Genomic DNA, 12054 nt, shown 5'->3' with positions numbered 1-12054 from the left:
CTCCGTTTCCATGGAAAGCGATTACCTTGGAAGGATGGTGCACGAAACTTCTTCCGCTGAGCCCGCAACCACCGCCTCGGTTGCTCTCGCCGTCGATATCGGAGGCACGAAAGTCGAGACCGCCTTGGTCGACACACGCGGCCGCGTCGTTGTTTCAAGTCGCATGCGTGCGAGCACTGGACGCGGCATCACCGTTGACGCTATGCGCGCCGCCCTGCACTCGACGATCACCGACACTCTTGCTGCGTTGCCCGACGACGCGATTCTCGTCGGCGCAGGAATCGGCAGTGCCGGGCCGATCAACCGATCGGCGGGAACGACGGCACCACTAAACATGCCGCACCTCCAGGGCTTTGCCGTTCGCGAGCACGTCGCCTCGCTTTTGCCCGAAGGGACGAGAGTCGAGCTCGGCCTCGACGGGATGTGTATTGCGCTTGCGGAATGGCAGATCGGTGCCGGTCGCGGCGTGAACGACCTGATCTGCATGGTGGTCTCAACCGGTATCGGGGGTGGGGTCGTCTCCGGCGGCATCCCTGTCACCGGTGCAGACGGCAACGCCGGGCACATTGGCCAGCTTCGCGTGCGCGAGTGGGGGCGCGACGTAGCCAGTACTGGCCAGACGGGAACGCTGGAGTCAATTGCGTCCGGTCCGGCCAGCGTGGCCTGGGCTCGAGCACAGGGCTGGGAGGGCGCAAGCGGAGAAGATCTCTCTCGGGATGCTGCGGCAGGAGATGAGATCGCTCGCGCCGCCATCGTTCGCTCAGCACATGCAGTCGGCGAGGCGCTTGCGGGAGTCAGCGCGCTTACCTCCACCCGTTTGGTGATCATCGGCGGTGGTTTCTCGCACGTTTCGCTCGACTATCTCGACCTCGTTCAGTCCCGCGCGCGCGAGGTCGCAGTCCTGCCTTCCGCGCAACATCTGTCGGTGATCGCCCCACAGCTCGGCGACACCGCCCCCTTGGTTGGCGCCGCCCTGCTTGTTCTCGATACAACGCACGACGACATCCGCCGCCAAGGGTCGAGTCGGCACGACTAAGACAACTCTTCCAATTACGGTAGAGACAGCCCCTGCACACGGAAGGGAAAGCGTAAGAGCAATGGAGCACCGACCACCTCGCTTGAGTGATGTCGCGCGCAGAGCTGGCGTGTCGGTGGCCACAGCATCCCGAGCCCTGAACGGCAGCGAGAGATCGGTCAAAGAGGCCAATCGCGCAAAGGTGCTCGCCGCCGCACACGAACTCGGATACTCCGCGAACGTTGCGGCACAAGCGGTAGCCCGAGGGCGCCAACGCGGAGTGACACTGCTGTTGAAGCTCATGCCCGATGACTACGCGAACCCCATGGTGGCCGGCGTCGTAGAAGCTGCGCGACGAGAACGCCTTGCCCTCAACCTGATCGTCGCTGGCGCGGAGTCCGACGATCTCGTCAGGGAGGTGCATGCTGCACGTGGCCAACGCGCGCAGATTCTGATGACCATCGGCGGTCGGATGATGGGCGACCGCGGCATACCGGCACTTGTCGATGCGCTCAAGCGCTACGAAGCCGAGGGCGGGCGGGTAGTGATGATCACCCAAGCAGGGCTCCCCTTCGACACCGTCTCCTATGCGAACGTGCAGGGCGCACACGACCTGGCCATTGCAATGGTCGAGCTCGGGTACAAGAACTTCGCGATTCTGGCCGGCTACGCCGATGGCCTGACGCAACGCGATCGTACGAGCGGATTTCTGCGAGGGCTCGCCGAAGGCGGCATCACGGTGCCCGCCGATCGCATCATTACAGGGGACTTCAGCCGCTCAGCGGCATACGCCGCCACCGGCGACCTCGTCAGGCGCGGCATCCATATCGACGCGATCTTTGCCGTGAACGACGCCATGGCCCTGGGTGCACTCAGCTTCTTGCGAGATGCCGGGATTCCTAGTTCGCAGATCGCCGTGGCCGGCTTCGATGACATCAAAGCGCTCAGGGATGTCACACCGGGTCTCACCACCGTGCACCTGCCGTGGGACGAGGTCGCTGCCGAAGCCCTGCGCCTCGCCACTACGGATCGCGCCGAAGAACCTCGGCTCAGTGTGATCAGCGGCCACGTGGTCGTGCGTGCAAGCACTCCTCGTCGCCCATGATCACAGCCGCCGCGACGCAGTCCCGCGGCAATCAGCGGGTACCCTCACAGGCTGGTGTCGACCGGCGCGACGAACTCCTCGTCATGCAAGGCGCGTGCAACTTCTTCGACGACGTGCTGTCCCATCCGCCGCAGCTCGGTCCCCATCGATCCCGCCACGTGGGGGGTAATGATGACGTTCGAACAATCCCAGAGCGGGGAATGTGCGGGAAGTGGTTCGAACGGATCGGTCACGTCAAGGATCGCGTCGATACGACCCGACACGAGTTCGCGCTCAAGAGCGTCGAGATCCACGACACCACCGCGAGCAGTGTTCAGCAGGGTCGCCCCCGGCGCCATCGCGGCGAGCTCTTCCGCCCCGATCATATGAGTGGTCTCGTCGTTCAGTGGCACGTGCAATGAAACGACGTCGCTCGCCGCCATCACCTCGAGCAATGGCACACGTTCAACTCCGAGTTCCGCGACCTCTTGTTCAGTGAGGTACGGGTCGTAGACGAGCACTCGAAGTGCGAATGGTCGCAAGAGCTCGATGACATGACGCCCGATCTTCGACGCGCCCACAATGCCGACGGTCTGGCCGTAATTGCCAGCGTCTGGAAACGCGACTTCACGGTTGATCGCAGCCCGAGTATCGCGAAAGAGGCGTTGTGACTGGAACACCTGCTTGCACGAAAGCAGAATCATGGCCAGCGAGTACTCCGCGACGGGAATCGAGTTGACCTCGCCCGCGCTCGATAGACGAACTTTACGCTGCATTCGCGGCGACAACAGCGAGTGGGTCGCACCGCCGGAGTGCACGACGGCTTTCAGATTTGGCAGAGCGTCGGCCACCCGGTCGGTGAGAGGCGGTGCGCCCCACCCCGTGATCAGCACATCGATCTCGGCAAGCCGTTCGAGGGTCGCGTCATCCCACTCGGTGACAATCGGCAGCATTGCTTCGCCCGGTACGTCAGCAAGAAGTTCGAAATCGTCACCAAAGAGCCGCGTAGCAAGCAACTCCGAACCGAGGGCGAGAGCATAGCGACCCGCCGAAGTTGCGATTCGGCTATTGCCGCTCGACGCTGACTGTTTGACGCCTGCGCTCTCGGCGCTGCGCACGTCGGTCATCCCTTCAACCCCGAACTCGCCAGTCCCTGCACGAACTGCTTCTGGGCAAAGATGAACATGATGATCATCGGCACGGTCGCGAGCGTCGCGCCAGCCATGAGGTAGTTCCACTGCACGTTTAGTTCGTCCTGTGCGAAGATCGCGAGACCCAACTGCAACGGGCGCAGGTCGGGAGAGCTTGTGGCGATGAGCGGCCAGATGAACGAGTTCCACGACGCTTCGAACTGGAACACTGCGATCGTCACCAGCGCGGGGCGCACCAGTGGCAGCATGATGCGCGCAAAGATTCCGTACTCGCTGACCCCGTCGATGCGTGCCGCTTCCGCTAGCTCATCGGGCAATGACGTGAAGAACTGGCGTGACAAGAAGATGAAGAGAGGGCCGACCGCGAGCGGAACGATCAGACCCCACCAGGTATCGAGCCAACCGCTACCACCCTGCCCGAAGATGTCGTTGCCGCCGAAGAGCGGAATCTGCTTGACCACCAAGAAGAGAGGAACGATGACCACTTGGAACGGCACCATCAGAAGCAGAATCACGTAGCCAAGCCAGTACTTCGCACCCGGGATCGGCAGCTTGGCGAGTGCGTAACCCGCGGCCGTGGCGAACACCAGCGTCAAAAACGTCTGACCGACGGCCAGAATAAAGCTGTTTCGGAAGTAGTCGACAAACGGCGCGGCCGTCATCGCGTCGACGTAGTTCTGCCAGACCAACTCCGTGGGCAGCCATGTGAACGAGTTGACTTCAGCCGGCGACTTCAGCGATGTGAGCACCATCCAAATGAACGGCAACACCATGGCGAATGCTGCAACTGACAGCACGATGTAAAAGAGCGCGCGAGCGAGACGGGCGCCCGGTGAGCGTTTCTTGGTACTCGGGTACCGAATGACCTCAGTTGTCATCAGCACTGCTCCTTTGCAGACGCAGACCCGCCGCGATGAAAATCGCGATCAGAATGAACAGGAACACCGACTCGGCGGAGGCGTAGCCCAGGTCAAGCTTCGAGAATGCGTTTTGATAGATGTCGAAGACGAGCACGCGCGTTGCGTTAGCGGGACCGCCCTGGGTGGTGACGTAGACGAGATCGAAGACCTGGAACGACGCGATGATCGATGTGACAAACACGAAGAAGTGAGCCGGCCCAAGAGCGGGCCATGTGACGTTCCAAAAGGTCTGCCATTTGTTTGCGCCATCGAGCTTCGCAGCCTCGAGTTGCGCAGGGTCGACACCTTGGAGGGCGGCCAGGTACAGCACCATCTTGGTGCCAAGGCCTTGCCAGATGCCGATCATGGCCAGACTTGCGAGCGCCGTGTCAGGTGACGTGAGCCAGCGACCGGGCGGCAGCCCGAAGAGCCCCAAAATTTCGTTCGCGAGTCCATAGCTCGGGTTCAGAATCCAGAGCCAGACTGTGGCGATTGACACCGTTGCGGTCACAACGGGCACGTAGAACATCACGCGATAGATAGAACGTCCGCGAATAGCCATGTTGAGTGCCAGTGCGATAACGAGAGCCAGCCCCATCGCAAAGGGGACGACCATGATCGTGTAGATGATCGTGTTGACGACCGAGACTCGGAAGTCAGGATCCTGCACGAGCTCTACATAGTTGGCGAAGCCGATGAACTCAGGATCAGCGAAGAAGCCGTAGTCGGTGAAGCTCAGGACGAATGCCAGCACGAGCGGCAGTCCCAAGAAGAGTGAGATGTTGAACAGTGCCGGTGCCATCAGCACGTATCCAGCGCGACGCTGCGCGCGCACCATGCCTGAGTGCTTGCGCCGGCGCGGGGGGCGGGAACTCGCCGAACGACCCGATGATTCGTCTGCGGTACTCGACTTGTCGATGCTCATCGTCATCGCGAGCCTCCTTGTGTTGTCATCCGAAGACTGCCGGGGGTCAGAACCCTAGGCTCTGACCCCCGCGGTCTTTGAACTGGTTCGGATTACTCGGACTCAGCGGCCAGGTATTCGAGCACTTCGGCCGACGTAGCTTGCTCAAGCAGCGCCTTGTCAAGCTCTGTGTTCCAGGTGTCGCGAATGTCAAGCCAGTTGGCTGCGCCGCCCTCGAAGATGACGTACTCAAGGTTGTCGTAGACGAAGGTGCTCGCCGGGTTGCTCGTCACAGCGTCAGCATTCTCAGCTCCTGCGATTGCGGGAACTGCGAAGTTCATCGCGGCCATGGCTGATTCAGCCTCAAGCGTTGACATCGCTTCGATGAAGGCCCACGATGCCTCGGGAAGGTCGGTGCCTGCACCGATCGATGCGACCTGGCCGCCAGTGAACAGCACCTCGCGCTCATCGGCGACGTTGAAGAAGACCATGTCATCGCACACTTCCTGCGTGACTGCTTCGCAGTCAATGTAGCCGCCCACGAAGCCCATGGCAGCTTCGCCGGAGTACATCAGCGGAGAGCCAGATGAGGAAGACTGACCGTAGTCGATCACGTTGGCGTCGTTGATCATGTCATCGATCCAGTCAAGCGCTTCCGCACCCTCTGGTCCGTCAAAGCCGGGAGCACCGTCTTCGTAGAGGTCAGGGCCAAGGGCGCCAAGCATGGTGGTGTACGAGTGGCGGTAGTTGCTGGGGCTCGCCCAGAAGTCGAAACCTACGCGCGAAATCGTGCCGTCGTCTTCGCGCACGGTGAGCGCCTCGGCAGCTTCGCCCAGCTCCGCGAGCGTCTGCGGCGGCGAGTCGGGGTCGAGGCCCGCTGCTTCGAACGCCGAACGGCTGAGCGCCGCCGGCTTCGCCCCCATGATCAAGGGGTAGGCATAGACATCACCGTCGTACGTGACGGCTGGCAGCACTGCCGGGTTGGAATCAGCGGCGACCGTGTCTTCGGTAACGCCGAACTCGCCGAGGTCGAGGAAGGCACCTTGCGATGCGAACGGGGGCACCCAGCCGATGCCGGTGACGAGAACATCGTAGGGCTGACCGCCAGCGAGCGATGTCGAGATCTTCTCGTTGAGGTTAGCGAACGTGGCGAAGTCTGCTTCTACCTCGACGCCCGGGTACTCCTCTTGAAAAGCAGCGACGACCTCGTCGAACGCTGCAGTGCCTTCGTTGCTGGCCGGGTAGCTGGGCGTGAGCACCCGGATGGTGCCTGTTACTTCTGTGGGGTCTTCCGAAGCAGCGTCTTCGCCGCTTGATGAACACCCTGCGACAACCAGTGCGACCGCACCGATAGCTGCAACTGCTGCAATGGACCGTGAGCGAATTTCCACGAGAACCTCCTTGTGACTGCGTGGTGGGGAATGCGATTTCCATCACCATACGGAAAGCGCATACCGTAAGTCAATGCCCTGTGATCGATTCGTGATGCAAGACTGGTGAAATGACTGCGGCGACGCCACCCCACTCCCCGAAGCGGGCACACACGATCGTGGGCATGCTCACTGTGATTGGTGACATGATCATGATCTCATTGGGTCTGCTTGTGCTGCTTCTCGGCGTGGTCACTGCGGCCCCAGCTGCAGCAGCAGCAATCGATGCGCGAGCACAGGTGAGTACGAGTGGCCCTTCTACCCCGATCACAACCCTTTTCCGTGGGACTGGTGCGCACTTTCGCACGCTCTGGGCGGTGGGCCCGATCGCGATAATTGTGGGCATTTTCGGCTGGATTAGCACGGCATTCTGGCTCGTCGCGCCCGCACCATTGAGCGTCATCATGATCGCAGCGGTGCTATTCATCATCGTCGCGTTCGCGATGATCCTCTTCGCTCTGCCGAGTGCCGCGACGGCGGGAATCAGTCGGCGCGAAACTTTGGTTCGCGCCGTGCAGTTGGCCGTGCGACGACCATTCGTGAGCGTTCTGGCGCTCGCTGCCGCTGTCGCTGCGGTCATTTTGGCGGTGTATCTGCCCACCGTGGGAATCGTCGCCATCGGCGGCGCGCTCGTCGAGATCTCATGGCGTGCATGGGGGCGCCCTGCCCGCCAATCCGTCGGATGGTAATCGCTTTCCATTTCTTCGATCTCATGTCACCCTGGAGGGCATTCACCCGCCTCTAGCGCGCTCGGCGGATGCCTTCGAAAGAACAGGACCCATGACTCGTCTTCCAAACATCATTCAGATCGTCGTCGACGACATGGGTATCGGTGATCTGTCGAGCAGCAACGGTGGCGCCTCGGCCACACCCACCCTCGACCAATTGGCAACTGACGGACTGTGCTTGACCCAGCACTACTCGGGCTCGCCGGTGTGCGCCCCGGCCCGAGCGGCGCTCCTGACCGGGCGCTACCCGCAGCGTACGGGCGTGATTGACACGATGGAGGCACGCGGGACCGACCGGCTGGCCGTCGGTGAGCGCACCATGGCAGAAGACCTGCGCGGACTCGGATACGCAACTGGACTTGTCGGCAAATGGCACAACGGCGCATTCGACGTAGCGTTTCATCCCACCCACCGAGGTTTTGCCGAATTCGTCGGCTTTCAAGGGGGATGGCAAGACTATTGGGACTGGCGGATCGAGAAGGGCGGCTCCCGGCTCACCGGTGACGGCCGACACCTGACCGAGGTCTTGACAGCCGAGGCCGTTGACTTTGTCAGTCGACATGCCCACGAACCGTTCTACCTGCACCTCGCTTACAACGCTCCGCACTTTCCCTTGCAAGCACCCGAGGGTCTCATCGAACGCTTCTACCGAGATGGTGAGGTGTCGCGCGCGGTGGCGACCATCTATGCCATGCTCGCGATGGTCGATGACGGCGTTGATGCGCTCCTGCAGCACCTATCGGCGCTAGGACTCACGAACAACACCATCGTGATGTTCACCAGCGACAATGGCCCCGACCTTCACGGTGAGGGCGAAGATTCGACCCACCGATTCAACGAAGGACTGCGCGGCTCGAAGACCTTCGCGTTCGAAGGTGGCATCAAAGTGCCGATGATCATGCGGTGGCCAGATGGTCTTGACGGTGGCGTCGTTCGCGATGACCTGATCCATTTTGTCGATTGGATGCCCACCCTGCTCGAAGCTGCCGGTGCACCCGCCTCACGAGCACAGCTCGACGGCGTGAGCCAACTGCCGGCGCTCCGAGGCGAAGCAGCAGAATCGCCCGTGCGCTTCTGGCAGTGGACGCGATACACGCCGCTCGCTGAATCGAATTCCGCCGTGCGCGACGGCGACTGGAAGCTGGTGTTTCCGCCGTGGGAGAAAACGCTCGATGCCCTCCAGAGCGACCTCGACCGCGACGCTGAAATCAAGACTGCCGAAGAGGCGCCCCAAGAACTCGACAGCTCACCCATTCCACAATTCACTCCCCCGGAAGCATCCACCCCTATGCTCTTCAACCTTCGCCGCGACCCCGGGGAAACGCAGGATGTATCGGGCGAAGAGCCTCATCGCGTGAGGTCTATGACGAACGCGCTGCACACCTGGTTTGACGACGTGGAAGCAACGCGTCACGCCCACGGATGAATGCGGTTGCTGGCACGGGCTCTCTAGTCCACGACGACGAGGGTGTGGCCGCTCGAAAACGACACATCGAATTCGACGTAGCCGTCGACAAAAGTGAAGGCGACCTCACCACCGTCGAGCGGCCGCTTTACGGAGGTCGGCCGAGTTTCTGAGCGCACGCACACGGTCAGATCGATCACTGGCACGGGCTCGCGCACCGTCTCGATCTCTGACATCGAGCGGCGCGCTGGCAGGAAGCTAATCAGGTGGACAAGCTTCGATTCCTGTGTCGCATGCAGCGCAACTTCGAGGTGGCTCGGAGCGTTCTTGACCCGCACTGCCGGTGTCGGCAGAATGGCCCGCAACGCCGCCACCGCGAGGTGAGAGTACTCGGGCACGCCGAGCTCGCCGTAAGCCTCGAGCAGTGGAAACAGCACGGTGGCAACTTTGCCGTTCACCACGACAGCCGGATAATCGGTCGCCGTTCCCGCGGGCGTGTACTCGTGACCGCTGAAGGTGCTGGCTGTTCGATCGAAGAAGGGTTCGGTGACCGTCGCGAGCACCTGCGCACCTTCTGCAACTGTCGCTCGACGAATGGTGCCGGGCGTCACAAAGTCGAAGTCAGGAAGACCGGACAAGGCCGGGATTGGTCTGAAGAACTCTCGTGCGAAACCCTCCGTATCACTGAGGGTGAGGCCTTGATTCTTCGAACTCCAATCATCGTCGGATTGCTCCACACCTGAGAACAAGACCGATCCACCCGCTGCGAGAAACTCATCGAGCGTTGCGCGCATTTCGGCATCGAGGCGAACGCCAGACAACACGACAATTGCGGCGTAGCGCTGCCAATCGGCTCCTGGAGCGACGAACTCGAAACCCAGGCCCATCTCGCCGAGCACACGAAGAGCACCCAGGCCACCCGCAGTAGGTGCGTCGACCTGGTGAACGTCGGTACCGGTCGGAACTGGGCGAACGACCCCCACCTCGACGACGCGGTCGTAACCCTTGGTCGCATCCTGGACTTTTTCGACATAGCGAAACGGGCCCTGAAGCCTCGCGGTCACTGCTTCATGCGAGCGGCCGGAAGCCGGCAGGGAATCCCCGATGCAGATTCCCATACCGAGAGAGACCATCTGCATCGCTTCATACATGAGCGCCGCTTCAGGGTGGATGCTGGCGCTGTCTCCCCAGCTGCCGAAGAAGCGCCCCATCATGCCCAGCGCTCGCGGCTGGACGGGCAACACATTGCGCGCCACATAGGGCGCGTATGCGTACCCCCACCCACCGGTCGGCAGCGCCTCGACCTCGTCGTGCGTGCAGAACTCCTTCTCCGCCGCCAGGTGCAGGCGCGGGCGGGAGTTGAAGAAGATGCTGCGAGCGCGACCATCGTGCCCCACGCCACCTGCCACCATGTCTCGGTATCGCGCCATGTAGTCATGCGAGACTGCCTGTGCGGCACGGCCCCGATCTGCTTCTTTGTCGGGATCGAGTCCCAGCCTTCGCACCGCCTCGCGGAAGCTGGGCGAGAACCCAGGCTGGTCGAAGCAGATGTCGTAGAAGAATCCGTCAGCGTCTGGAAACTGCTCAAGCACATCGGTGATCTGATCGGCGAGATAGTCGCGGTACGGACTCGTCATGTCAAGGATGTGCCACCCGGGAACGCCGTGGCTGTCGACGCGCAAGAGTTCGCGTCGTTCGTCGAGCGCAACCCAGTCCGGCCGCATCGCAGCCGCATGCTCATCGAAGAGAACACTGAGATAGATCGGAGTGCGAATGCCCTTCGTGCGGAGCGCTTCAACCTGTTCTCGCAACAGGTTTCGTGAGCCCAATCCTGGGTGGCGCTCAGGGCGGTCAGTGTCGTAATACAACTGACCGTGGTGGCACTTTGCGAAGAGCGTGACAGAGTCAACGCCGAGACGTTCAAAGCGGTCCGCAAACTCGATCGCATCGAACTCATTGCCTACGGGCTGGATTAGCGGCGAGGTATGAAAGTCAAGGTGAACCGACCGCCGAGGAAGAAAGGGCTCTTCACGGGCGGCGACCGCTGACTGGGGCGCTGTGTCACGCATCGAGACAGGTCCTATCTGACGCTCGACAGTGCGAGGTCGGTCAATATAAACATTGGATGTTTTACGATGTCAAAGCCCAGAATTCGCCAATAGCGATCAAATCCCGCGGCTTCGTCGCCAAAAGCGTCGGATGACTTGTCTTAGTCCATGCGAGTTTGCAGCTCGACGGCAGGCATCCAGCCATCCTCACCGAAGGCGGCTGACACGAATCGTTCGGCGATCAGGGTGTTGACATCGTCAGCGGGATGAAGGTTGTCGGGCATCGGTAGCCGAGCATTGTCGGCGACCCCGTAGAGCTGCAAGCCGTCAAGGTAAGCCAGGTGAGGGTCCGTTGCGGCGCGCGCAGCGACGATCTCCTTCAGCTCACGACGAATCACCTCAAGGCTGAGCTTTCCCTCGGCAACTTCGCGGGCTTGGCCTGAGGTCACCGTCCACGACGATTCTCCGGCCCCTTGACGCAGCGTCGGGCCTGGAACACTCTCGACAGGCGGGCAGCAGATTGGTGAAATGACCAGAATTGGTGTGTCTGGCTGTCCCTCCCGAATGGTATCGAGGAAGCCGTGCACAGCGCTGCGAAAAACCCACAGGCGCATGCTGTCGCCGTTGACGATATTGATCCCGAGCTTCACGGTGATCACATCTGCCGGCGTATCGCGAATCGTGCGTGCGGTTGATTGATCAAGCACCGCGTTGCCGGTGTACGACAGGTTCACAAGGTCGAGGGCGCACGCCTGAGCGACCTGCGCTGGCCACGTCTTCGTGGTTCTAGACGCCACATACCCGTGACTGATCGAACTGCCGTGGTGCACCCATCGCGGACGGGTGCGGTCATCAGCCACCGCCACCACCGGCGCGTCCGCACTGAACTCACGCAACTCGACCTCGTCGGAGTAGGGCAGCCACAGCTCGTAGTCGCGCTCGACTCCGTCAAGGGCGAAAGCCAAACTCACCTCGTCGCCAGCGATCGTCTGATCCAGCGCTCGGTTGGCAAGTACGACCCGTGCGCCATCCAACGATGAAGCGACACTCACTACTTCGCCGTCGGCGCAGATGTCATAGAGAGCGGGCGCCAGAGGGGCGTCCACAGAATCAGCGAGTTTGGTGGCGAACACCCTTAGCTGTACGCGGGTCGCGGCCGTGCGAAATGCCAGTCGCACTCCCGTCGATTGCACCATGGCCGCACGCATGAAGTCGTCAACGATTCGTTCTGACGCGGGCTGCAAGAACCTTCGGGGAACGACCCCTTGCGCGGTTTCTTCAATCCACACAGCGCCGCGCACAGTGACTGGTCCGTCTCGCAAAGGCACGTTGATCAACTCGCGCTTCGACTCGCGCGATACCGACATATTTGTCACCTGACATCCTCCAC

At 61.6% G+C, this 12054-nt stretch carries 10 protein-coding genes; 4 read left to right on the top strand and 6 right to left on the bottom strand.

Annotated features, from left to right (window positions below; all coding sequences use genetic code 11):
* Positions 1 to 34 precede the first annotated feature (34 nt).
* On the top strand, positions 35 to 1036 hold the full coding sequence (locus tag SJY18_RS10645) for an ROK family protein (RefSeq protein WP_396667538.1): 1002 nt from the start codon (positions 35 to 37) through the stop codon (positions 1034 to 1036).
* A 61-nt stretch (positions 1037 to 1097) separates the two neighbouring features.
* Positions 1098 to 2120 carry a LacI family DNA-binding transcriptional regulator gene (locus SJY18_RS10640; RefSeq protein WP_363584650.1) on the top strand — a complete coding sequence of 341 codons (1023 nt, stop codon included), beginning with the start codon at positions 1098 to 1100 and terminating at the stop codon, positions 2118 to 2120.
* Between the two features lie 44 nt (positions 2121 to 2164).
* On the opposite strand, the gene SJY18_RS10635 is transcribed toward SJY18_RS10640, so the two are convergent.
* The 4 genes from SJY18_RS10635 to SJY18_RS10620 form a co-directional block, all read right to left on the bottom strand.
* A complete protein-coding gene (locus SJY18_RS10635; RefSeq protein WP_396667537.1) occupies positions 2165 to 3226 on the bottom strand; it encodes a hydroxyacid dehydrogenase in 1062 nt (353 codons plus the stop codon).
* On the bottom strand, positions 3223 to 4128 hold the full coding sequence (locus SJY18_RS10630; protein WP_396667536.1) for a carbohydrate ABC transporter permease: 906 nt from the start codon (positions 4126 to 4128) through the stop codon (positions 3223 to 3225). Before SJY18_RS10630 ends, SJY18_RS10635 begins: the two co-directional genes overlap by 4 nt.
* On the bottom strand, positions 4118 to 5080 hold the full coding sequence (locus SJY18_RS10625; RefSeq protein WP_363584656.1) for a sugar ABC transporter permease: 963 nt from the start codon (positions 5078 to 5080) through the stop codon (positions 4118 to 4120). Before SJY18_RS10625 ends, SJY18_RS10630 begins: the two co-directional genes overlap by 11 nt.
* 86 nt (positions 5081 to 5166) lie before the next feature.
* Positions 5167 to 6444, bottom strand: a complete 1278-nt coding sequence (locus SJY18_RS10620) for an extracellular solute-binding protein (protein WP_363584658.1) — start codon at positions 6442 to 6444, stop codon at positions 5167 to 5169.
* 110 nt (positions 6445 to 6554) lie between these two features.
* Between SJY18_RS10620 and SJY18_RS10615 the strand changes: the two genes are divergently transcribed.
* Entirely contained in the window at positions 6555 to 7172 is a 618-nt protein-coding gene (locus tag SJY18_RS10615; RefSeq protein ID WP_396667535.1) for a hypothetical protein, read from the top strand.
* Positions 7173 to 7263: 91 nt separating this feature from the next.
* Positions 7264 to 8637 (top strand): sulfatase-like hydrolase/transferase, encoded by a 1374-nt coding sequence (locus tag SJY18_RS10610; RefSeq protein ID WP_396667534.1) that lies wholly within the window; start codon positions 7264 to 7266, stop codon positions 8635 to 8637.
* A 23-nt stretch (positions 8638 to 8660) separates the two neighbouring features.
* Here SJY18_RS10610 and SJY18_RS10605 read toward each other — a convergent pair whose 3' ends face one another.
* Complete coding sequence (locus SJY18_RS10605) at positions 8661 to 10685, bottom strand: alpha-amylase family protein (protein ID WP_396667533.1); 2025 nt, start codon at positions 10683 to 10685, stop codon at positions 8661 to 8663.
* A gap of 140 nt (positions 10686 to 10825) precedes the next feature.
* Positions 10826 to 12031 carry a GDSL-type esterase/lipase family protein gene (locus tag SJY18_RS10600; RefSeq protein WP_396668908.1) on the bottom strand — a complete coding sequence of 402 codons (1206 nt, stop codon included), beginning with the start codon at positions 12029 to 12031 and terminating at the stop codon, positions 10826 to 10828.
* Between the last annotated feature and the right edge of the window lie 23 nt (positions 12032 to 12054).

The sequence above is a fragment of the Microbacterium sp. R86528 genome (assembly GCF_044596335.1).
Lineage (GTDB): Bacteria > Actinomycetota > Actinomycetes > Actinomycetales > Microbacteriaceae > Microbacterium > Microbacterium marmarense.
This window is presented reverse-complemented; position numbering and strand designations above follow the sequence as displayed.